The 21,624-nt window shown below is 61.3% G+C and carries 18 protein-coding genes and 1 pseudogene; 4 read left to right on the top strand and 15 right to left on the bottom strand.

The annotated features are described in order from the left end of the window. Positions 1-22: 22 nt before the first annotated feature. Entirely contained in the window at positions 23-2,134 is a 2,112-nt protein-coding gene (locus ACOYXE_RS05700) for a hybrid sensor histidine kinase/response regulator (RefSeq protein WP_160058317.1), read from the bottom strand. Between the two features lie 134 nt (positions 2,135-2,268). Next, on the bottom strand, positions 2,269-2,958 hold the full coding sequence (locus tag ACOYXE_RS05695; RefSeq protein ID WP_160058319.1) for a GntR family transcriptional regulator: 690 nt from the start codon (positions 2,956-2,958) through the stop codon (positions 2,269-2,271). 129 nt (positions 2,959-3,087) lie between these two features. On the opposite strand from ACOYXE_RS05695, the pseudogene ACOYXE_RS05690 reads away from it, so the two are divergent. Next, a pseudogene (locus tag ACOYXE_RS05690) lies at positions 3,088-3,243 on the top strand (flavin reductase family protein); the annotation flags it as partial. Positions 3,244-3,337: 94 nt separating this feature from the next. Here the strand turns inward: ACOYXE_RS05690 and ACOYXE_RS05685 are convergent. The 8 genes from ACOYXE_RS05685 to ACOYXE_RS05650 all read right to left on the bottom strand — a co-directional run bounded on the left by ACOYXE_RS05685 (position 3,338) and on the right by ACOYXE_RS05650 (position 12,158). Then, a complete protein-coding gene (locus ACOYXE_RS05685) occupies positions 3,338-3,997 on the bottom strand; it encodes a DUF799 domain-containing protein (protein WP_160058321.1) in 660 nt (219 codons plus the stop codon). Next, positions 3,994-4,362, bottom strand: coding sequence for a DUF4810 domain-containing protein (locus ACOYXE_RS05680; protein WP_160058323.1), 369 nt, complete (start codon positions 4,360-4,362; stop codon positions 3,994-3,996). Before ACOYXE_RS05680 ends, ACOYXE_RS05685 begins: the two co-directional genes overlap by 4 nt. 28 nt (positions 4,363-4,390) lie before the next feature. Then, complete coding sequence (locus ACOYXE_RS05675; RefSeq protein ID WP_161986630.1) at positions 4,391-5,077, bottom strand: CsgG/HfaB family protein; 687 nt, start codon at positions 5,075-5,077, stop codon at positions 4,391-4,393. Between the two features lie 268 nt (positions 5,078-5,345). Next, positions 5,346-8,444 carry an error-prone DNA polymerase gene (locus ACOYXE_RS05670; RefSeq protein ID WP_460928138.1) on the bottom strand — a complete coding sequence of 1,033 codons (3,099 nt, stop codon included), beginning with the start codon at positions 8,442-8,444 and terminating at the stop codon, positions 5,346-5,348. Beyond that, positions 8,420-9,835 carry a Y-family DNA polymerase gene (locus ACOYXE_RS05665; RefSeq protein ID WP_460928136.1) on the bottom strand — a complete coding sequence of 472 codons (1,416 nt, stop codon included), beginning with the start codon at positions 9,833-9,835 and terminating at the stop codon, positions 8,420-8,422. Before ACOYXE_RS05665 ends, ACOYXE_RS05670 begins: the two co-directional genes overlap by 25 nt. Positions 9,836-9,842: 7 nt before the next feature. Next, on the bottom strand, positions 9,843-10,460 hold the full coding sequence (imuA, locus tag ACOYXE_RS05660; protein ID WP_160058329.1) for a translesion DNA synthesis-associated protein ImuA: 618 nt from the start codon (positions 10,458-10,460) through the stop codon (positions 9,843-9,845). After that, positions 10,460-11,077, bottom strand: a complete 618-nt coding sequence (gene lexA / locus ACOYXE_RS05655) for a transcriptional repressor LexA (RefSeq protein WP_064120653.1) — start codon at positions 11,075-11,077, stop codon at positions 10,460-10,462. The genes imuA and lexA overlap by 1 nt, the downstream gene beginning before the upstream one ends. 163 nt (positions 11,078-11,240) lie before the next feature. Beyond that, a complete protein-coding gene (locus tag ACOYXE_RS05650) occupies positions 11,241-12,158 on the bottom strand; it encodes a LysR family transcriptional regulator (protein ID WP_460928133.1) in 918 nt (305 codons plus the stop codon). Between the two features lie 103 nt (positions 12,159-12,261). Between ACOYXE_RS05650 and ACOYXE_RS05645 the strand changes: the two genes are divergently transcribed. The 3 genes from ACOYXE_RS05645 to ACOYXE_RS05635 all read left to right on the top strand — a co-directional run bounded on the left by ACOYXE_RS05645 (position 12,262) and on the right by ACOYXE_RS05635 (position 16,763). Continuing rightward, positions 12,262-14,004: an amidohydrolase gene (locus tag ACOYXE_RS05645; RefSeq protein WP_160058332.1), complete on the top strand. Its 1,743-nt coding sequence runs from the start codon at positions 12,262-12,264 to the stop codon at positions 14,002-14,004. 151 nt (positions 14,005-14,155) lie between these two features. After that, positions 14,156-14,893, top strand: a complete 738-nt coding sequence (locus ACOYXE_RS05640) for a TorF family putative porin (RefSeq protein ID WP_460928131.1) — start codon at positions 14,156-14,158, stop codon at positions 14,891-14,893. A 211-nt stretch (positions 14,894-15,104) separates the two neighbouring features. Then, a complete protein-coding gene (locus ACOYXE_RS05635) occupies positions 15,105-16,763 on the top strand; it encodes a phosphoethanolamine transferase (RefSeq protein WP_460928129.1) in 1,659 nt (552 codons plus the stop codon). A 129-nt stretch (positions 16,764-16,892) separates the two neighbouring features. On the opposite strand, the gene ACOYXE_RS05630 is transcribed toward ACOYXE_RS05635, so the two are convergent. The 5 genes from ACOYXE_RS05630 to ACOYXE_RS05610 form a co-directional block, all read right to left on the bottom strand. Further along, positions 16,893-17,171 (bottom strand): DUF971 domain-containing protein, encoded by a 279-nt coding sequence (locus tag ACOYXE_RS05630; RefSeq protein ID WP_160058338.1) that lies wholly within the window; start codon positions 17,169-17,171, stop codon positions 16,893-16,895. Further along, on the bottom strand, positions 17,168-18,130 hold the full coding sequence (locus tag ACOYXE_RS05625) for a HEAT repeat domain-containing protein (protein WP_160058340.1): 963 nt from the start codon (positions 18,128-18,130) through the stop codon (positions 17,168-17,170). The genes ACOYXE_RS05630 and ACOYXE_RS05625 overlap by 4 nt, the downstream gene beginning before the upstream one ends. Then, the gene (locus ACOYXE_RS05620; protein ID WP_160058342.1) at positions 18,127-18,975 is read right to left on the bottom strand and encodes an ABC transporter ATP-binding protein; all 849 of its coding nucleotides are present in this window, start codon (positions 18,973-18,975) and stop codon (positions 18,127-18,129) included. The genes ACOYXE_RS05625 and ACOYXE_RS05620 overlap by 4 nt, the downstream gene beginning before the upstream one ends. Further along, complete coding sequence (locus tag ACOYXE_RS05615) at positions 18,975-19,754, bottom strand: ABC transporter permease (RefSeq protein WP_160058344.1); 780 nt, start codon at positions 19,752-19,754, stop codon at positions 18,975-18,977. The genes ACOYXE_RS05620 and ACOYXE_RS05615 overlap by 1 nt, the downstream gene beginning before the upstream one ends. Before the next feature lie 266 nt (positions 19,755-20,020). Further along, positions 20,021-21,433, bottom strand: a complete 1,413-nt coding sequence (locus tag ACOYXE_RS05610) for an ABC transporter substrate-binding protein (RefSeq protein ID WP_460928126.1) — start codon at positions 21,431-21,433, stop codon at positions 20,021-20,023. Positions 21,434-21,624 lie beyond the last annotated feature (191 nt).

Raw genomic sequence — 21,624 nt, 5'->3', positions numbered from 1 at the left:
TTGGTGAAGGAATGTTCAACGCTCAGCTACCGAGCACCACCCGAATCATCTGCAACATGGCTTCCGGGCTGTACGGTTTGCTCAGCAAATGGGTGTCGGGGCTTAACTGGTGATTGCGCGAAATGATGTCGCGGGTGTGCCCGGAGGTGAACAGCACCGCCACCGGCGGCGTCTGCACCTTGGCCCAGGCGAACAGGTCGGAGCTTTTGATCAGTCCCGGCATGACCACGTCGGTGAAGATCAGGTCGACCTCGACACCTTCGAGAAGCATTTGCATGGCCGCATCGCCGTGACCGGCGGTCAACACGCGATAGCCCTCCTCGCGCAACAGCTCGACCGCCGAAGTGCGTACGGCGTCGTTGTCCTCGACCACCAGAATCGTCTCGTGGCCGCCGCTCTGCTGCCTTTGCAGATTGGGCGCCTCATCAAGGATCGGGCGCAGGCTGCGCGGGAAGTACAACTGCACCCGCGTGCCCTCGCCCAAAGCGCTGGTGATCTCGACATGCCCGCCGCTCTGCTTGACGAAGCCGAACACCATGCTCAGGCCCAGCCCAGTGCCCTGACCATCAGCCTTGGTGGTGAAAAACGGCTCAAACACTTGCTCGAGAATCTCTGGCGGGATACCGGCGCCGGTGTCACTGACCGCGACGCGGACAAACTCGCCGGGGACGATGCCTTTACCGGCACAGGACTCGCGTTCGAGTCGCACATTGGCAGCGCTGAGCGCAATGGTGCCCTCGCCCTTCATCGCATCCCGGGCGTTGATCGCCAGATTGAGAATCGCGTTTTCCAGTTGATTGCGGTCGACGTTGATGTGCCACGGCGCGGTCGGCAACTGCACGTCGATCTGGATGGTTTCGCCCAGCGCCCGTTGCAGCAATTCGCCAACGCCTTCGAAAATCTGCTGCGGGTTACACACCGCCGGCGACAACGGCTGGCGCCGGGCAAACGCGAGCAACTGCGAGGACAGCTTGGCACCGCGCTCGACCGCCGCCAGCGACGCGCTGACCCGACGCTGCACGTTGGCGTTGTTCGGTTCGTGGCGGGCGAGCAGATGCAGATTGCCGGCGATCACTTGCAGCAGATTATTGAAGTCATGAGCCACGCCACCGGTCAAACCGCCAATGGCTTCGAGCTTCTGTGATTGGCGCAACTGCTCTTCAGCCGCCAGCCGCGCCTCGACTTCTTCGCCGACGCGCTGTTCGAGGTTGCGGGTAAATTTGAGCAGGGATTCTTCGGCAATCTTGCGTTCATGAATGTCGATCAGTACGCCGGGAAAGCGCAGCGGTTTACCGTGTTCGTCAAACTCGCAACCGCCACTGGCCAACACCCACAGATAACTGCCGTCACTACGCTGCACGCGATATTCGGCGTTATACGGCTCGCCGGTCTGCACGGAATGGGCGACGCGCTCTTGGACCCAAGCGTGGTCATCGGGATGGATACGCGACTCGGCAATGTCCTGGGCCAGATTGCTCAGGTCATGATCCGGCGGATAAGAAAACGTGCGGGCGAACCGTTCGTCTGCCGACAGCGTGTTGTTTTTCACGTCCCAGACAAACGAGCCAAGCAAAGCGCCGGCATTCAGCGCCAGACGTACCCGCTCGTTGTCGGCGCGGTAAGCCTTTTCAGCGGCCTGACGGCGGCGTTCGGAATGCATGAATTCGGTGGTTTCCACCACCATCGCCATCACCCCGGCCGGCTTGCCGTCATCATTGGCCACCGGGCTGTAATACAGGTCCATCCAGACGTCTTCGGGGACGCCATCGCGCAACAGCACCAACTCTTTATTGCGAAACGACAAGGTGCCGCCGGCCAGGCAGGTATCGACCACATGCCGGTTGAAATCGGCGACCTCCGGCCAGCCTAGCTCCACCGGTGCACCGAGTAGATACGGATGCCGACCACCGGCAAATTTCGAATAGGCATCGTTGTAGATCATGTACCCGGCGCGGCCCCAGAGCATGACCATCGGCAGTGGCGAGGCCAGCATCAATTGCACCGCGCTGCACAGGCTGGCAGGCCAGCTGTTCAGCGGGCCAAGTTCGGTGTGGCTCCAGTCGAACGCACTGATGCGCCCGGCCATTTCGCCTTTCCAGCCGTCACAACCATGGCTATCGGATAAAAACTGCATCGACTGACTCAGTGTCCTTAGGTGGTTGCCCGATAAATCGCGACGCCATAACGACGCGACGCCCGTCTGTTTCGAGCGTCTGCAGTCGTATTGGTTTCATATGAGGTATAGCCGATTTAATTCCCGCGCGGAGACTAGACCCCGATCAGGTGCTTGAGCGGATGGTAGCCAGTTTTCATCTTCGCGGCGACGTCGAGAATAGCCTTCTCGATACCGTTGAGATGCGTGCAGGTCAGCTCGATGGCAGCGCTTTGATTGCCGGCCTCGATGTATTCGAGCAAACGCAGGTGTTCGTCGTCACGGCAGACTTCGTGACTGTCATCGTCCAGTGCAGCGGCATACAGCGAAGCGCGGGAAATCAGTTTCTGGAACCAGTCGAGCAGCACCGGATTGTTCAGGCTGCGCGCCAGTTTGATGTGGAACTCGCCAAGCAGGTGAATCAAGCGTTCATGATCGCCCGCCGCATGGGCTTCATCTTCGAGCAGCAGGTGTTCGCGCAGATCCTGCATCGCTGCGCTGTCCTTGCGTCGGCACAGTTCGGTGACGATGCCGATCTCGATCAGCCGCCGGGTTTCGAACAGCGAACGGATCTCTTCATTGCTCGGCAACGACACCGATGCACCTTTATTGGGCTCGGTGGTGACCAGTCCATCGGCCTCCAGTTGCTTCAATGCGGCGCGCACCGACGTGCGGCTGACATTGAACAACTCGGCCAGCGAGGCCTCGCCCAGCTTCATCCCCGGGCGCAACGAACGCTTGCTGATCGCCTCGTAAACCCCTTGGTAGACGCGGTCGACCGTGGTTTCCGGTTTCTTTTCGGTCATTCGAACACTCCTTTAGCGTCAGGCAACCAGCCCCGGCGATGCCTGACCATGGAAGAAGGGCGGCAGACGCAGGTTAATCCGGGCCTTGGCAAATTGCATTCATATATTGCATACCGACGGAGGATGGCGCTGAACATCGGTCAATTGGGGCTGGATGCGATCGGGCGCATGGGTGGCCATGGCTATGCGCGAACCCGCGATTACTCCGATCTGCCGACCCGCTCGTTGCAAGCGTGGACGGAAGCACCGGGCGGTGGTGAGCGGTTTTGGCAGGCCGCGAAATAAGCGCCAACAGCAAAAGATCGCAGCCTTCGGCAGCTCCTACATTTGGGATGCATTCCCCTGTAGGAGCTGCCGAAGGCTGCGATCTTTTGATCTATCAGTCCGTGCCGTATTTCGGCGAGCGCGGGCCGTACAGCAGGCCTGCCGGGTGCCCGGCCGAGAGCAGGCGATTGCTTGCCACACCGGCAATCGGGTAGCCGGCATCGGTGGAGCTGTTGATGATCTGTTTCACTGCCGCCGTGATCAGCATGCCGATCAGACCGCCACCGCCGTTATTGCCGCCCTCTTCGCTCGACGCCCGCGCCGAACCGGTCCACAGCGTGGTGCCGCTTTTCAGGTCGACCAGTTTCGCCGTCGCGGTCACTGCCGTTTCGCTGCTGATCACCATGTAACGCGTACCGTATTCGGTCACGGTGATGTACAGCGCAGCGTCCGCACCGAAGATTTCCTTCAGTTTGCTCGGCGGTGCCTGATGGATGTCGTCCGGAGTGGTCAGGCCGTTCTGGCGGAACGTCTCGTCAACCAGCGTGATCGGCAGTACGTAATAACCGGCCTCGGCCAGCGGGAACGTCACCTGCGACAACAGGCTATACGACGCCTTCACATCCGGCGAGGTGTTCAGCGGAGGCAGCACCAGAATGGTTTTTGGCCGCGCCTGTTTGTAGGCCGAGTAATCCACGGTCTTGGGGGCAACGCAGCCACCCAGCACGGTCAGGGCCAGACCGGCGGCCAGCAGTTTCAAGGTGCGCGCGATCATTTCGCGTCTCCGCTCTTGGCGTTTTTGAGCAGGAAATCCATGTACGTCCCGGACTCAGGGAACAGGGTTTTCTCGGTTTTGAACTGCTGCACCATCTGGTCGTCCTTGCCCATGCTCAAATAGAGCAGGCCAAGGTGCGCGTGGTAACCCGGCGGTACAGCCTTGCCGGTGGAGCGGATTTTCTGCAGGTCACGTTCCAGCGCTTCGGCTTGGGCTTCCTTCGGCTCTTCGCCTTTGAAGTATTCGTAGACCTGGGGCTCGTAGCCTTCCCACTGATACAGGGTTTTCGGGCTGCTGCAACCGGTCAGCAAGGCGCTGGCGGCCAGCGTCAGCGCCATCAGCGAGCGCGACAAAGTCAGATTCATGGGTGTTGCTCCTTGCAATGGGCGTCGATCAGTTGCCCGGTTTCCAGGCACCGGCGTTCATGCCATCGACCAGACGATTGATCGCCTCGCGCATGGCCAGATCCAGTACTTTGCCGTTGAGGGTGGAGTCGTAGGCAGCGGTGCCACCGAAGCCGATGATTTCGCGGTTGGACAAGGCGTATTCGCCGGCGCCCTGGGTCGAATACACCACTTCGGAGGTGCTGATGTTGACGATGTTCAGGTTGACCTTGGCGTAGGCGACTTGAGTTTTGCCACGGCCAAGAATGCCGAACAGTTGATGATCGCCAGTCTCTTTGCGGCCGAACTCAGTGACGTCACCGGTGACCACGTAATCAGCACCTTTGAGACGCTGGGCCTGGCCCTTGATCGCGGCTTCCTGCTGGATTTCACCCATGTTGTCGCGATCCAGCACGCTGAAGCGATTGGTCTGCTGCAAGTGGGTGATGAGGATGGTCTTGGCCTGACCGCCGAGACGGTCGACGCCGTCGGAGAAGATTCCGCGCATGTAGCTGGAGCGGTTGTCGAACTTGCCCACGGCCATTGGCACGCGAACGCCGGTCCAGACTTGTGTGGCGCTTTCAACCTTGGCCACCGGCAGCGCGCGGGAGCTTTCGGTGGCGCAACCGGCGAGTGTGCCGGCAATCGTGCCGAGCACAGCAATCGCGACGCCTGAAACCAGCATCCGGGAGATCATTCTCACTGAGTATTCCTTTTGAAAAACGGGGATGTCCCGGCACGGCAATGCGCGGCGGGAGTTGAAAAGGGCCGGTATTATGACAAAGTGCCATCATTCGTGACAGATTTTTTTGACGCCAGTGAATTGGCCTTCTTGAGCACACACACAAAACCCTGTAGGAGTGAGCCTGCTCGCGATAGCGGTGTGTCATTCACGGTGATGTTGTCTGACACACCTCTATCGCGAGCAGGCTCACTCCTACAGGGGTTTTGTGTTTGGCTTGGGATCAGTGGAAATCGCGGCTCTGCACGCGGATGCCATTGAGCAGTGGGCTGAGATCGCTCAGGCGGCCGGCAATCAGATGGCGCACTTCGCCTTCGCGCTCCCAGCGGCCATCGACCTTGAGCAATTGCGAGCCAACCAGCACTTGCCGCTGACGCTCGGCCAGATCGCGCCAGACCACCACGTTGACGTTGCCGAATTCGTCTTCCAGGGTCACGAAGGTCACGCCACTGGCGGTGCCAGGTCGTTGCCGTCCCGTCACCAGCCCGGCGACGCTCACCTGCCGACCGTGCTCGACGTCGAGCAATTCCCGCGAACTGCGGCAACGCCGGGCTTTGAGTTCAGCGCGCAACAGCGCCAATGGATGCGGCCCCAACGTGGTGCCGACGGTGCTGTAATCGGCGTGAAGATCCTCGCCAACACTGGGTTTGGGCAGCACCACCTCGGCCTCCTCCTGACTCGGCAACCCGGCAAACAGGCCCAGCTGTTTCTGCACCCCAGCGACTTCCCAGCGCGCCCGATGCCGATGCCCGGCCAAGCCGCGCAACGCCCCGGCATCGGCGAGCAACGCCTGCGCCCGACTGTCGAGCGCCGCTCGCTCACCCAGGTCGGCAACATCGGCAAACGCCCCACGCGCACGCGCCGCTTCGATGCGCCGGGCATCCTCCTCGCGAAAGCCCTTGATCATGCGCAGGCCCATGCGGATCGCCGGTTGTGCCGTCGTGGTGGTTTCCAGGCTGCAATCCCAGTCACTGGCGCGCACGTCGACCGGGCGGATCTGCAACTGATGCCGACGCGCGTCCTGGAGAATCTGGTCCGGACTGTAGAAACCCATCGGCCAACTGTTGATCAACGCACAGGCGAAGGCCGCCGGTTCGTGGCACTTGAGCCAGCAACTGGCATAGGTCAGCAAAGCAAAACTGGCGGCGTGGGACTCGGGAAAACCGTAGCTGCCAAAGCCTTTGATCTGCTCGAAGATCTGCGCGGCGAACTCCGGCGTGTAGCCGTTCTTTTTCATGCCGGCGGCGAGACGCTCCTTGTGCGGCTCAAGTCCACCGTGACGTTTCCACGCGGCCATCGAGCGACGCAACTGATCAGCCTCACCGGGGCTGTAATCAGCAGCGACAATGGCGATCTGCATCACCTGCTCCTGAAACAGCGGCACGCCGAGGGTTCTTTCCAGGACGACCTTGAGTTCTGGCGACGGATAGGTTTCCTCTTCCTCTTTGTTCCGGCGACGCAGATACGGATGGACCATCCCGCCCTGAATCGGCCCCGGGCGGACGATGGCCACTTCGATCACCAAGTCATAGAACTTCGCCGGTTTCAGACGTGGCAGCATCGACATTTGTGCGCGGGACTCGATCTGGAACACGCCAATGGTGTCGGCGCGACTGATCATCTCGTAAGTCGGTTTGTCTTCAGGCGGAATCGTCGCCAGGCTCAGATCCAGATTGCGATGGTGGCGCAGCAGGTCGAAGCAGCGGCGAATCGCGCTGAGCATGCCGAGGGCGAGAATATCCACCTTGAGCAGGCCGACCGCATCGAGGTCGTCCTTGTCCCACTGAATGATCGTGCGCTCGGCCATCGCCGCGTTCTCCACCGGCACCAGCGTGTCCAGCGGTTGCTCGGAAATCACGAAACCGCCGGGATGCTGCGACAGGTGGCGGGGGAAACCGATCAGTTGCCCGGTCAGGCTCAGCACCCGGCGCAGTACCGGGCTTTCCGGGTCGAAACCACCTTCGAGCAAACGCGCGACCGGCGGGGTTTCATCGCTCCAGTGGCCGCAGCAATCGGCCAGTGCGTTGATCTGATCCGGCGGCAGACCCAAGGCCTTGGCCACATCACGCACCGCGCCGGCAGCGTGGTAAGTGCTGACCACTGCGGTCAGCGCCGCACGACCACGGCCGTAACGGCGGAACACGTATTGCAGGACTTCTTCGCGGCGCTCGTGTTCGAAGTCGACGTCGATGTCCGGCGGTTCATTGCGCTCCTTGGACATGAAACGCTCGAACAGCAGCGTGGTGCGATCCGGGTCGATCTCGGTGATGCCCAAGGCAAAACACACCGCCGAGTTGGCTGCCGAGCCACGGCCCTGACACAGAATCTTCTGCTCGCGGGCGAAGCGCACCACGTCATGCACGGTGAGGAAGTAGCTTTCATAGCCGAGTTCGGCGATCAGCTTCAGCTCCTTGTTGATCTGCCTCAGCACCTTGAAGGGCGCGCCCTTCTTCCAACGCCAGGCGATGCCTTCCTTGGTCAGTTGCCGTAGCCAGGAACTGGCGCTGTGCCCCTCGGGGACCAGCTCTTTCGGGTATTGATAACGCAACTCGCCCAGATCGAAGGTGCAACGCCGGGCCAGCTTCACCGACTCATCCAGCAAGGCCTGCGGATACAACTCGCGCAACACCTCGACGCTGCGCAAATGTCGCTCGCCATTGGGGTGCAAACGCAATCCAGCCTCGGCCACCGGCACGTGATGACGGATCGCCGTGATGGTGTCCTGCAAGGCGCGGCGGCCACGGGCGTGCATGTGCACATCGCCGCTGGCCACTGCCGGAATCTGCAACTCGGCGGCCAGACTCAACAAGCTCGCCAGCCGTTGCTGATCGTCTTGACCGCGATGCAACTGCACGGCCAGCCACAGGCGTTCGCCGAAGGTCTGCTGCAACCAACGGCCCTCTTCCATATCATCGAGTGAATCCGGCACCCACAACACTAGCAACCCCGGCAACGGCTCGGCGAAGTCCTCGCGCAGCATCTGATACTGGCCTTTTTGCGTGCGCCGCCGCGCGCGGGTGATCAAGCCGCACAGCGTTTGATAACCCGCCAGGTTCTCCACCAACAGGACCAGTTTCGGGCCGTTTTCAATACGTACTTCACTGCCGATGATCAGCGGTAGTTCAACCGATTTCGCCGCTTGCCAGGCGCGAACGATCCCGGCCAGCGTGCATTCATCGGTGATCGCCAGTGCCTGATAGCCGTGCTTTTTTGCGCGCTGAAACAGTTCCAGCGCACTGGACGCACCACGCTGAAAACTGAAGTTCGACAGACAGTGCAGTTCGGCATAACCGTCGTTCATGCAAACCAGCCCTGCAGCCACAACGGACCGCCCTCACCCACCGTGCGATAAGCCCAGCCCTGTTGACCGGCGCGGTTCTGGATCAGGTAATAATCGCGGCGCACATCGTCACCGTCCCACCAGCCGGATTCGATGCGCTCCGGGCCCATGAGAATCCGCGCCGAACCCTCCGCCACGCTTTGCGGCTCGCCGAGCAACCAGCCCGGACGGTGCACACTCGGCAAGCCTGCGCAGCGCTGTTTGTCGACGCCGTGCTGCCACGCGCACTCCGGCCGATGATCGGCCTGAAAGCGCAGCCCCTGCACGGCGTCATCGCCCAAGCGTGCACGCAGGCGTTCGCGCAACTGCTCCCAGGGCAAGGTCTGTTGCGGACGGTCATCGAACAGTTCCTGAAATTGCGGCACGAAGCTCGGCAGATCCTCGGCACGCAGACGAAAGCCGCGTACCGGTGCCTCGACCTGTACCTGCTCCAGCCGTCCGCGCGCCAGTTCGAAGAGCATCGCCGGATCGCGTTCGGCGCTGAGCAAACCGACCTTGATCACGCTGTCCGGCAGCCCGGCGTGCTCCAGATGCAGGTCGAAACGCTGCACGCCGCTGTCACGCCCACAGAGGAACGCCGACAGGTCACCGGTCAAACGGCGTAACGGGAACAGCAATGCCTGATGGGATTGCACGTCGAAATTCAGTTCGATGCGTACGTCGAAACGATCCGGCGGCAGGTAGAACGCCAGCGCCAAGGGTCGCGCACCGAACAAGGTGTCGAGATGCTTGAGCATCTGTGCTTCGAAGCGCCGCGCCAGTGCCTGACGCGGCAGGCTCTGCACCTGATTGAGGGTGCGCAGGCCCATGCGCGACAACGCCGTGGCCACACTTGGCTCCAGGCCGACACGGTCGACCGGTAACTGGCCGAGGTGGTGCTGCAAGGCTTCGCCGTCCGGCACCACCAAGCCGTCGTAAGCATTGGCCAGCACCCGCGCAGCCACCGGATTGGGCGCGGCAACGATGCGATGGCGGAAGCCCAGATCGGTCAGTTCCTGGCGCAGTCGTGCTTCGAACTGCGCCCACGAACCGAACAGACCCAGGCTCGATTCGATCTCGAACACCACGGTGCGCGGGTAATGCACGCTGACCTGCGAACTGAAACGGTAGGCCCACGCAGCGAGAAATTGCTGCCAGTGTTCGACCTCGGCGGCCTCGTAATCGGCTGTGGCGAAACCTTTGCTCATCGCCTGCGCAGCGGTCATCGACTGGCCGGCACGCAAACCGAGTTTGCGCGCCGCCGGGTTGACCGCTTGCAACACCCGACGCTGGGCCGGGCCGTTGAGCAGCACCAATGGCTCATCGGGGTCGGGACGCTGACGCAGCACGGCGTCGAGGGCCAATTGCGGAAACAGAATACACACCCAGCGCATGGCGACCTCAGTGACCCACGGCAAAGGCAATCGGCGCCGCACGCGCCAGTCCGCCACGGCACTTGAGCACGCGCAACTGCGCAGGTTTGGCATCGATGGCAATGCGCAACGCCGCCGGTGACGGGTTGACCGCTTCGCTCAACGGCCGCCAGGCAAACGCCAGGGTCTGGCCGGTTTCCGCCGCCACCTGCAAACGCCGCAACGCGCGGTCATCGGCCTTGTGCGGCCAGCACAGTACGGCGCCGCAACTGCCCGAACGCAAACACTGTTCCGCTGCCCACAAGGCATCGCGTTCACTGGCCTGAATCACCGACAACTGGCGCAGATCGACCCCGGCGTTTGCCCACGCCTGCGGGTACGGCACGAACGGCGGCGCCACCAGCACGATACGCTCGCCCGCCGCCGCCAACCGCGCCAGCGTCGGCCAGACCAGTTGCAACTCGCCGACACCGGGGCCGGCCAGAAGAATTTCACTCAGCGCCGCTTCCGGCCAGCCACCGCTGGGCAGTGCCGCGTCCAGCGCCGCATGCCCGGTCGGTTGCGGGCTGGCGGCCGGTGGCGCAGGCCGGCCTTTCCAGACCTGGCCGCCATTGAACAGCGTATCCAACGCAACGACGGCGCCCATCAGCCTTGCCTCACCAGACCGCAGAACACCCCTTCGATGGCCAGATCCTGATCGTCACGCACGACAATCGGCCGATACGCCGGGTTGCGCGGCAACAGGCGCACTTCATCGCCGAGCCGTTCGAAGCGTTTGATGGTGACTTCACCGTCGAGCCGCGCCACGACGATCTGGCCGTTGAGTGCCTCGGGATTGCGTCGAACGCCGACCAGATCGCCGTCGAGGATGCCGTCCTCGATCATCGAATCGCCTTGCACCCGCAGCATGTAATCGGGTGTGCGGGAGAACAGCGCCGGATCGAGCAGCAAGCGGCTATGAATGTCGGCATCGGCGCCAATCGGCGCACCGGCAGCGACGCGGCCGAGCACGGGGATGTCGAGCAGTTCCGGACGCGGCGGCTGCCCGAGCAGGCGAATGCCGCGGGCCTGATGCGGATTGACCTCGATAAAACCGGCTTCGGTCAGCGCGAGCACGTGCTTGCGCGCCACGCTGCGCGAGGCAAAACCAAAAGCCTCGCTGATTTCAGCGAGGCTTGGGGGCTGACCGTGTTCGGCGATTCGATCGCGGATAAAGGTCAGGATGGCGGTACGGCGGGGAGTCAGATTGGTCATGGAGTACATTTGTACTCCTGTAGGATTTTCCTGACAAGCGCCGCCAGTCGGCCTAGGCCGACGTAGGAGCTGCCGAAGGCTCGGGCCGCGATCGGACGATCTTTTGATGTTGTTTTTTAAGGGCAAGATCAAAAGATCGCAGCCTTCGGCAGCTCCTACAGGGGTTGTGGCGTTAGCTCAGGCCGCGTTCGGCGAGAAATGCCGAGATGTAATCGATGAAGGCGACAACCTTCGCCGTGGCCCGCCGATGGCTCGGATACACCGCCAGAATGTGCGGGCCGAAAGTATCCGGATCGATCTCGTAATCCGCCATGACCCGCACCAGTCGCCCGTCGGCAATGTACGGCGCGGCGCTCCACAGCGGCGTGTGCAGCAAACCACGCCCGGCCAAAGCACTGGCCAGCAACAAATCGTAATTATCACTGCGCAATCGCGGCGCCGTCGGTTGCGCCAGGCTCAGGCGCTGCCCGTCGCGCTCGGCCCACCAGAACTCGCGACTGAGCAGCGGATGCTGGTAAAGCAGCCATTCATGTTGTTCGAGGGTTTGCGGGTTCACCGGCAAATCCTTGCGCGCCAAGTACTCCGGGCTGCCGCACAACGCCAGGCGATTGCTGCCGACCACCCGCGCAATCAGCCCCGGCAAGTCATCGTGACCTTCGCGCAACGCTAGGTCATAACCACTTTCCAGCAGATTGACGAACGCATCGCACAGGTCCACTTGCAGGCTGATCTGCGGGTATTGCTGCAAAAAGCCGTCACACACCTGATCGAGAAACGCCCGCCCATACGCCAGCGGTGCGGTGATTTTCAGGCTGCCGCGCAAGCCGTGCTGCAACTGCTCGATTTCCTCGCTGGCCTCATCGAGCCGCTGCAACACCAGCCGCGCAGTTTCCAGGTACACCCGGCCAATTTCGGTGAGCAGAATCCGCCGCGTGCTGCGCTCGAACAGCCGTGCGCCCAGCTCCGACTCCAGGTGATTGACCGCTTTGGTCAGCGCCGACGGGGTTTTGCCCAACTGCTCGGCGGCACGGCTGAAACTGCCGAGCTGCGCAGTAACCACGAACATTTTCAATGCGCCCAACTTGTCCATACTTTTTCCATTCAGGCAAAAACGTTTTTCGTGAGGGAGGCGTTCTGTCCGCCGTTGCCAACCACTAATCTCGCCATCAGACGCAATAACAAGGAAATCTTCAATGAAAAGATTCATCCCGAGTCTGCTGGTAGCCGCTGTTAGTTTTGCCTCGATGGAAGCCATGGCCACCACCGATCTGGTGCTGCTCAACGGCAAGATTTTCACCGCCGACCGCACGCAACCCAAGGTGCAAGCCCTCGCCGTAGAAAACGGCAAAGTGCTGAAAGTCGGCACCGACGCACAGATCAAAGCCTTGATCGAACCCGGCACCCAAGTCATCGACCTCAAGGGCAAAGCGCTGATGCCCGGCCTGATCGACAGCCATTCCCACGCGATTTTCGGCGGACTGGAAATGGTCTCGGCGAACATGGAAGACGAAGTCGTCGCCCTCGACGAACTGCAAAAGCGTCTGCGCGACTGGCGTGCAGACGGCAAGGCCAAACACGGCGATGTGCTGAGCATTGCCGGCATGAGTTCGGTTTATTGGGCGCAAGCCGAGGCCTTGGGCGAAACCTTCAACAGCGGCGAATGGGCCAATGTGCCAGTGGTGTTTATCGGCAGCGACCACCACACCGCATGGGCCAACAACGTCATGCTCAAGCGCGCCGGGATTGATGCGACCCTGCTGAAAACCCTGCCCGACGCGGAAAAAGACACCATCGGTAAACTGGCGAGCGGAGAGCCCAACGGCTTTGTGGTCGACGCCGGTTGGGATCGAGTCGCCTCGAAAATGCCGGTGCCGAGCCCCGCCGACATGTTGAACGCCGCGAAATCCGCAGTGCGCTACAACAACAGCCTCGGCATCACCGCGTGGATGGACCCGGCCGCCAACGCCGCACCTGGCGAAGCAGTATTCGCGCTCAAACCGACCGAGAAAACCGTCGGCGTGCTACCGGCTTATAAAGCGCTGTCGGAAAGCGGCGACATGAGCGTCCACGTCGCCGCGCTGCTGGTGGCCAACCCGAAAAGTGTGCCCGCCGACCTTGATACGCTGGACAAGGTGCGTCAGCAATTTCAGGGCATCCCCAACCTGAGCCTGCCCGGCATCAAGATCTTCGCCGATGGCGTGATCGAGTTCCCGGCGCAGAGCGCGGCGATGATTGATCCGTACAGCAACTCGCACAAACAAGGCGAACTGCTGATCGATCCGCAGCATTTCGGCGAACTGGTCAGCGCCATTGATCAGCGCGGCTGGCTAGTGCATATCCATGCGATCGGAGACCGCGCCGTGCGTGAAGCGCTGAACGGCATCGCTCAGGCGCGCAAGGATCGCCAGAGTGGCGTGACCCATTCGATCACTCACCTGCAAATGGTCAATCCGAAAGAGTTCGCCCGTTTCAAACCGCTCAACGTCATCGCCTCGATGCAACTGCTGTGGGCCAGCGCCGACGACTACACCACCGACATGATCAAGCCCTACGTCAGCGCCCTCGCCTTTCGCTACCAGTACCCGGCGCATTCGCTGCTCAAACAAGGCGCGACGATTGCCGGCGCCAGTGACTGGCCGGTATCGACGCCAAATCCGTTCAACGCCATGGCCCAGGCGATTACTCGGGTCGGCCCGTTGGGTGTGCTCAACGCCGATGAGCGTCTGGACCGCGACACGATGTTCTATGCCTATACCGTCAACGCGGCGCGCACGATTGGCCTGGAGAAACAGATCGGCTCGCTGACGCCGGGCAAGCAGGCTGATTTTATCGTGCTCGATCGCGACGTGTTCAGCGTCGACAACAAAGCCCTGCATGACACCCAAGTCCTGCAAACCTGGTTCGGCGGCCGTCAGGTCTATACCGCCACCCAATAACAACACAATCTTTCCTTTGTAGGAGTGAGCCTGCTCGCGATAGCGGTGTGTCAGATAACACATCGACACCTGACACACCGCTATCGCGAGCAGGCTCACTCCTACAAGGTTTTCGTACCGCCCAAAAATAATCACAACATCGGGACTTCACATGAAAGCCTTGCCCCTGTTCGCCCTGAGTTTTTTCAGTCTGCTGCCGTTGAGCAGCCAAGCGATCCCCTTGAACGATGACTTTGCGCTGTTGGTCGACCTGACCCTGGCCAGCGACTACCGCACCCGGGGCATCTCGCAAACCCAGAATGACCCCGCCGTACAGGCCGGTCTGACCCTCGCCCACAGCAGCGGTCTGTACCTCGGCGCCTGGAGTTCCAACGTCGATTTCGGCGACGGCCTGAAAACCCGGCAGGAAGTCGATTACTACGGCGGCTGGTTATGGCAGGCGACCGACGAGGTCAGCCTCGATCTGGGCTACATCAAGTATGCCTACCCCAAGGAAAGCCAGTTCAACCAGAGCGAGGTCTACGGGATTCTCGTGGTTTATGGGGTGAAACTGGCGGCGTATTACTCCAGTGATGCGCCGGGGATCGATAGCAAGCAGAGTTCGCTGTACAGCTACATCGGTTATGAAACCGAGTTGCCTTACGACTCGGGGTTGAAATTGCGTTACGGCAATATGGATTTCAAGGATGCGCATTTGTACTCGGCGTCCGACAGCGCCGAAGAGTCGTACCGAGAATGGGAAGTCAAACTCACCCACAATCTGGCCGGCGTGGTGATGGGGTTGAGCTATATCGACACCGACCTGTCGCAGAGCCAGTGCCTGAGTAACTGGGGCTTCAAAGACGTCTGCACCGCCACCGTTGTCGCCAGCGTCAGCAAATCCTTCTGACCCACCGAAATCCCACTGTAGGAGCTGCCGAAGGCTGCGATCTTTTGATTTTGTTTTTTAAAGGCAAGATCAAAAGATCGCAGCCTGCGGCTGCTCCTACAGCAATGGCACTCGGTAGTTGTTACAGGATGTTTACGAATTTTTTACTAACGTTCTTCTACAGTTACCCGCGCAACAGCGTGGTTTTCATTCATGTAGAGGAATGTCTGACATGGCTTTGGGCAACGGACTGCGTTTACCGTCCATCACTCCTACCCGGCTGGTGCTGCTGTTTTCCCTGGCGCTGGTGGCGTTGTACAACCTGGCGACCTGGAAGGCGCTGGGCACACTGATCACCCTGCAAGGCGCGCACAAAGTGGCGTTTTTCGCCTCATTCGGGCTGTTTCTGTGGGCAGCGATCACCCTGCTGCTGACCCTGGTGTCGTTCCGCTGGACACTGAAACCGGTGCTCACCGTGATCGCCCTGCTCTCGGCGTGTGCCGCGTATTTCATGAACGAATACGGCATCGCCATCGACACGGTGATGATGCAGAACGTCTTCGAAACCAACCCCGCCGAAGCCACTGCGCTGTTCAACGGCAAGCTGCTGGCTTACCTGCTGGTGCTCGGTGTGTTGCCGGCCGCGTTGATCTGGCGTTGGCCGGTGAGTTATCGGCCGTTCTTTCGCGGCTTGCTCAACAAGATTCTGGTGATCATCGCCTGTGTGCTGGTGATCGCCGCGTCAGTGGGCGCGTTCTATTCGACCTACGCGCCGATCTTTCGCGAAGAAGACAAGCTCACCCACTTCATCAACCCGACCAACTACATTTACGCGATCAGCAAATACACCAAGCAACGCTTGGGCATCAAAAAGCACCTTGTCGTGCAGGCCATCGGCGAAGACGCGGTGATGAGCGCCAAGGCTGCGAGCCGCGAGAAGAAATCGCTGATGGTGTTTGTGGTCGGGGAAACCGCCCGCGCCGATCACTTTTCGCTGAACGGCTATGCGCGCGAGACCAATCCGGAACTGAGCAAACTCGACATCCTCAATTTCACCCAGGTGCACTCCTGCGGCACGTCGACGGCGGTGTCGGTGCCGTGCATGTTCTCGATGTTCCCGCGTAAGGATTACAGCGACAAGAAAGGCAAAACCTACGAGGGCCTGCTCGACATCCTCCAGCGTGCAGGCGTGCAAGTGCTGTGGCTGGACAACAACAGCGACTGCAAAGGCACCTGCCTGCGCGTACCGCATCGCGATATTTCGAAGAACCAGCCGGGGCCGTTCTGCGATGGCAACAACTGCCTCGACGAAGCGCTGCTGGCCGATCTGCAAAGCTACATCGACAGCCTCAAGGGCCACGCGATCATCGTCCTGCATGCGGATGGCAGCCACGGCCCGGAATACTACGAGCGCTACCCGAAAGACAGGGAGCACTTCAAACCGATCTGCCACACCAACCAGTTGGGCAGTTGCAGCCGTGATGAACTGGTGAACGTGTACGACAACACGATTCTGTACACCGACCATTTCCTCGCCAAGGTCATCGAGCTGCTCAAGCGTAATCAGGACTCGCTGGACACCTCGATGGTGTACGTCTCCGATCACGGTGAATCGCTGGGTGAGAACGGCTTGTATCTGCACGCTGCGCCGTATGCGCTGGCACCTGAAGCGCAGACCCATGTGCCAATGGTGATGTGGTTCGGCGACGGCACGCTCGCCAGTGAGGGGATTGATCGCGGCTGCCTGCAAGGCAAGACCGGGCAGGCGGATCTGAGCCACGACAACCTGTTTCATTCGGTGCTGGGGTTGTTTGAGGTGAAGACCTCGTTGTATCAGCCGGGGCTGGATATTTTTCATGGCTGCCGGCCTTCGATGACAGCTGCGCAATAACCCCAGGAACTGCACAAATCCCCTTGTAGGAGTGAGCCTGCTCGCGATAGCGGTGGATCAGCCAACATCATTGTTGAATGACATACCGCTATCGCGAGCAGGCTCACTCCTACAGGGGGAGGTGGTGGATCAGGGGTTGAGGTTTGCCAGATAGGCCCACGGGTAGATGCCGCGCTGGTGACCATCGCTGAACACCAGTTGCACGCCATAGCCCTGCGGGTTGAGTTCAATCAGGCGTATGCGGTCATCGACCAGCGGCGTCAGCCCTTTCAGGCGAAACGCGCGGCACTGCGAGCACGGGCACTGGCGGCGCAGTTCGGCGTGGTTGAGCTGTTGCTCGCGGCCGTCCGGCCAGCTCAATCGTAGCGTCCCTTCGCTCTGCGAATTCGCCACCGACAGCGGGTTCATTGCAACTGACTCAAGGCAATGCGCACGGCTTTGCGCACTTCCGGGTCGCCATCGTCCTGCGCGGCCTGCAACGCGGCCACGGCGCCGCGATCATTCAGTTCGCCCAAGGCCAGCGCGGCTTCTTTGCGCAGGTTGCTGATGCGATGGCCGAGGGTTTCAATCAGCGCGTCCAGTGCCGGGGCAAATTGCAAACGGCCGAGACTGCGGGTAGCGCGCAGGCGCACTTGCCAGTAGTCATCGCTCAGCGCTTCGACCAACGCCGGGCCGGCATCGCGGTGGCCAACTTTGCCCAACGTCGTGGCGGCTTCCTCGCGCACTTGCCAGGCGTTGTCCTGCAAGGCCTGGCGCAGGGCCGGGAGGACTTCGGCGCTGGAGGCCAGGCCCAAAGCGCCGGTGGCGGCGCGGCGCACTTCGGTGTCGGGGTCAGCGCTGGCCAACCGCGCCAATGCCGGTAATGCGTCGAGCTGCTTGAGCCAGCCGAGCACGCCCACGGCTTCACGACGAACACTGGCGTCGGCATCGTTCAGCGCGGAAAACGCAGCCGGTGCGGCGTCGGCGAAACGCAATTCGCGCAAGGCGCGGAACGCCGCGATGCGCACGCTGACGTCGGCATGATCGGTCCACGGCAGAATCACCCGCCCCGCTGCTTGCGTCTTGAGCAGACTCAAGCTCTGCGCAGCAGCGGATTGCACGGTGGGCGACGAGTCGGTCAGCGCCTCGCACAACGCTTGCACGACGTCCTCATCTTCCCAAGCCTCCAGCAACCGCGCGGCTTCGGCGCGGACGTCTTCAGCGGGATCCTGGCCGAGGCGATCGACCAGCCAGAGCAAGCCATCGGGCTCCTCCAGATCTGCCAGATCAATCAGCGCAATACGCCGCACGCCAGCATCTTCAGCAGTCAGGCGCGGTTGCAGATCGAGAATGTCTTGGTTATCGGTCACAGCAAAAATAGAGGTCATAGGGCAAATCGCGGCAAAGGGTTTTCGGGAGGCAGGCCGAGCGGATTGAGACGCGGCAGCGGTCGGTCGTTGTCGTGGCGCAGCAGGTCGAGGCAGTGGCGTTTGAGCCGGGAGAATTCAGGACTGGTGACCAGTTCGCTGGCGCGTGGCCGGGCGAAATCCAGGCGCAAGTCTTCGATGATTCGCCCCGGTCGTGCGCTCATCACCAGCAAGCGGTCGGCGAGGAACAGCGCCTCGTCGATGTCGTGGGTGACGAAGACCACGGTGGTGCGGATGCGCGTCCAGATGTCCAGCAGCAGTTCCTGCATGTTCAAACGGGTAAGCGCATCCAGTGCGCCGAACGGCTCGTCCATCAGCAACAGGCGCGGGCGATTGACCAGCACTCGGGCGATCTCGACGCGTTGCTGCATGCCGCCGGACAGCTGATCGGGCCAGCGTTCGGCGAAACCTTCGAGGCCGACCAGTTTGAGGATTTCGTCGGCGGCGCGATGACGTTCGGCCTTGCCGATGCCGCGCATCTTCAGGCCGAACGCAACGTTGTCACGCACCGTGCGCCACGGGAACAGCGTGTGATGCTGGAACACCATGCCGCGCTGCGGTGACGGGCCGGACACCGCAGCGCCATCGACTTTCAGACTCCCGGCATGCGCGTTCAGATGCCCGGCCAAGGCGCCGAGCAAGGTCGATTTACCGCAACCGGACGGGCCAAGAATGCACACGAACTGGCCCGGTTCAATCTGGCAATCGAGTTCCCGTACCGCCTCGAACGCCTCACGCCCAGCGCCGAGGACGATGGATAACTGGCGGATGTCGATCCGCCCTTCCGGGGTTTGCATCACGCTCATCAGGCTTTTCCTCGCGGTCGATGCCAGGGCGTGAACAACCCGCCCAGACGTTTGATCAGCAGACTGCTGCCCATGCCCAGCACGCCGATCAGCAACATGCCGACGACGATGTCGGCGTAGTTCTGGATCGTGTAGGACTCCCAGGTGTAGTAACCGATGCCGAACTGGCCGGAGATCATTTCCGCCGTGACCAGACAGAACCACGAAGTGCCCATGCCGATTGCCAGGCCGGTGATGATGCTTGGCGCTGCGCCGGGCAAGATCACTTCCAGCAGGATCGCGCGGCGCCCTGCCCCGAGGCTTTTCGCTGAGGCGATCAGCCGTGGATCGACACCTTCGACACCGTGCACGGTGTTGAGCAGGATCGGGAACAGCGCGCCGGTGAAGGTGATGAAGACCATCGACAGTTCCGAGGACGGGAACATCAGGATCGCCAGTGGGATCCATGCCACGGCGGGGATTGGGCGCAGGACTTCCAGTGGGGGCAGCAGCAGGTCTTCGGCCCATTTTGAACGGCCGATGGCCAGACCGAGGGCGATGCCGATGACTAGCGCAGCGAGGTAGCCGGCGAAGACGCGGCTGAGGCTGGCGGTCAGGTGTTGAAGGAGCTTGCCGGAATCGCCCAGGCCCAATGCTGCCTCGATAACCGCGACAGGTGTCGGCACGTTGGCGAAGGTGACCAGGCCGAGGTTCCAGTGGTGGCTGGCGGCGAGTTGCCAGAACAGCAGGCAGAGCAGCAAGGATGTGGCTCTTGATGTCCAGCGGATGGGTGTTTTCATCGAGCGGGTTTCCGGTTCTGGATCTGTGTGATGGCTGAGATTTACCCCCCTCACCCCAGCCCTCTCCCCCCAAGGGGGGCGAGGGGGAAAGGGAGCCGATCTTCATGCCTTTCAAACCTGAGTTCGGCTCAAGAAGGAGCCGATCTTCATGCTTTTCAGAACCTGAGTTCGGCTCGGTATTTCAGGTCGGCGTACCTTGCCAAAACACCGCGGTCAGTCCCCTCTCCCTCCGGGAGAGGGCTAGGGTGAGGGGCTTTTGATCTTCATCAGCGAGCAGCAACAGCCTGGGCAGTGGCATCGGTGAAATCGAAAACCTTGCCACCCTGTGCCGAGGCATATTGCTGAGCCTGCCCCTTAAGCAAAAACGCACTCAACCGTCCCTTCGCATCGCTGGCAAACCACGCCTGCTCCGCGAGCAACTTGATCCCGCTGTCACTGGCCTGCGCATACACCGCGCGAATGGTTTTGCCTTCCTGCTTCAATGCGGCGAGTGCAGCGAACGCCTCTTGCGCAGACGCGTACTGCCGCACCTTGCTCTCACCGCGCACCCAGATTTCGGCAACGTGGCTGAAGTCAGTGATCGCTTTACCGGTAGTCTTCAACGGCGTCTGCGCGTAATTGGCCAACTGCGCCGTGTAATCCAGGTTCGACGCCTTGAACGCCGCACGGATGTACTGATCGTCAATAAACGTATTCAGATCGAGCCCGCGATCAGCCTTCTTCAGCAGCTTCAACGTATCGATAGCCGTGCCGACCGCCTGGCGATATTCCGGCTTCCAGCTCAGGTCGCGGGTCTGCACGCCGAGCGGGCCGTGGAACAGGTAATTGACCTCGGCATCGACGCCGGTGACTTTGGCGATCAGCTCGCTGTACTTCTCAGGCTCGGCAGTGAGCAACTGATTGGCCTCGATACTCGCCCGCAGGTAAGCGACAACGATCTCCGGGTACTTCTTGGCGTAAGCCTGATCCACCAGCGCACCATGGAAAGTCGGCGCATTGGCCTGGGCGCCGTCATAAATCTTGCGCGCGAAACCTCGGCTCGGGAACAGTTCGGCGAACGGCACGAAATCGGCGTGGGCGTCGATCTTGCCGGCCTGCAACGCCGAGCCGGCGACTTCCGGCGGCTGGGCGATGATGTTGACATCCTTGAGCGGATCCCAGCCCTGTGCCGCCACCGCACGCAGCAACATGCCGTGGGCGGTGGAGGCGAACGGCACAGAAATCGTCTTGCCCTTGAGCTCGCTCAGCGACTGCACACCCGATGCGCTCGGCACGACAATGCCGTTGCCGCTGCCCTTGATGCTGCCCGACAACACGCTGATGAACAGGCTGTGTTTGCCGGCGGTTTCGAACGCGACGCCGTTGAATGCGCCGGGGAAATCAGCCATGGCGCCGAAGTCGAGTTTGCCGGCGACCATCTCGTTGGTCAGCGGTGCGCCGCTGGTGAAGTTCTTCCACTGCACGTCGTACTTGGCGTCTTTGTAGGCGCCGTCGTGGGGCAGGTACTTGTCGAGCAGACCGAGTTCACGAATCAACAAGCCGCCGGCGGCGCAGTTGATGGTGGTGTCCTGGGTGCCGATGGCGATGCGGATGGTTTCGGCCGAGGCCGACAAAGTGAACGAAGCCAGTACCAGACCGGCGATTGCTGCACGCAACATGGTTGTTTCCCCTCGAATCATTTATTTGAGTTCGTCTCCGCCGCGATCAGGGCGCGGTGGGAAACGAGGGGTGTTTTTCAATTCAGCGTCCGGGGTTTGCCGGATGGCTTTGGGTTGTCACAGTTCAAATGTAGGAGTGAGCCTGCTCGCGATAGCGGTTTTCCAGATGTTGATGTGCTGACTGACACACCGCTATCGCGAGCAGGCTCACT

Source organism: Pseudomonas sp. MC6, from assembly GCF_054790575.1.
The sequence above is the reverse complement of the archived record's forward strand: the minus strand, read 5'-3'. Positions and strand labels throughout refer to the sequence as shown.

Coding starts and splice junctions, on each gene's coding strand:
- ACOYXE_RS05700 (WP_160058317.1), bottom strand. CDS start 2,134: ATGCAGTTTTTATCCGATAGCCATGGTTGTGACGGCTGGAAAGGCGAA.
- ACOYXE_RS05695 (WP_160058319.1), bottom strand. CDS start 2,958: ATGACCGAAAAGAAACCGGAAACCACGGTCGACCGCGTCTACCAAGGG.
- ACOYXE_RS05685 (WP_160058321.1), bottom strand. CDS start 3,997: ATGATCGCGCGCACCTTGAAACTGCTGGCCGCCGGTCTGGCCCTGACC.
- ACOYXE_RS05680 (WP_160058323.1), bottom strand. CDS start 4,362: ATGAATCTGACTTTGTCGCGCTCGCTGATGGCGCTGACGCTGGCCGCC.
- ACOYXE_RS05675 (WP_161986630.1), bottom strand. CDS start 5,077: ATGATCTCCCGGATGCTGGTTTCAGGCGTCGCGATTGCTGTGCTCGGC.
- ACOYXE_RS05665 (WP_460928136.1), bottom strand. CDS start 9,835: ATGCGCTGGGTGTGTATTCTGTTTCCGCAATTGGCCCTCGACGCCGTG.
- imuA (WP_160058329.1), bottom strand. CDS start 10,460: ATGGGCGCCGTCGTTGCGTTGGATACGCTGTTCAATGGCGGCCAGGTC.
- lexA (WP_064120653.1), bottom strand. CDS start 11,077: ATGTACTCCATGACCAATCTGACTCCCCGCCGTACCGCCATCCTGACC.
- ACOYXE_RS05650 (WP_460928133.1), bottom strand. CDS start 12,158: ATGGACAAGTTGGGCGCATTGAAAATGTTCGTGGTTACTGCGCAGCTC.
- ACOYXE_RS05645 (WP_160058332.1), top strand. CDS start 12,262: ATGAAAAGATTCATCCCGAGTCTGCTGGTAGCCGCTGTTAGTTTTGCC.
- ACOYXE_RS05640 (WP_460928131.1), top strand. CDS start 14,156: ATGAAAGCCTTGCCCCTGTTCGCCCTGAGTTTTTTCAGTCTGCTGCCG.
- ACOYXE_RS05635 (WP_460928129.1), top strand. CDS start 15,105: ATGGCTTTGGGCAACGGACTGCGTTTACCGTCCATCACTCCTACCCGG.
- ACOYXE_RS05630 (WP_160058338.1), bottom strand. CDS start 17,171: ATGAACCCGCTGTCGGTGGCGAATTCGCAGAGCGAAGGGACGCTACGA.
- ACOYXE_RS05625 (WP_160058340.1), bottom strand. CDS start 18,130: ATGACCTCTATTTTTGCTGTGACCGATAACCAAGACATTCTCGATCTG.
- ACOYXE_RS05620 (WP_160058342.1), bottom strand. CDS start 18,975: ATGAGCGTGATGCAAACCCCGGAAGGGCGGATCGACATCCGCCAGTTA.
- ACOYXE_RS05615 (WP_160058344.1), bottom strand. CDS start 19,754: ATGAAAACACCCATCCGCTGGACATCAAGAGCCACATCCTTGCTGCTC.
- ACOYXE_RS05610 (WP_460928126.1), bottom strand. CDS start 21,433: ATGATTCGAGGGGAAACAACCATGTTGCGTGCAGCAATCGCCGGTCTG.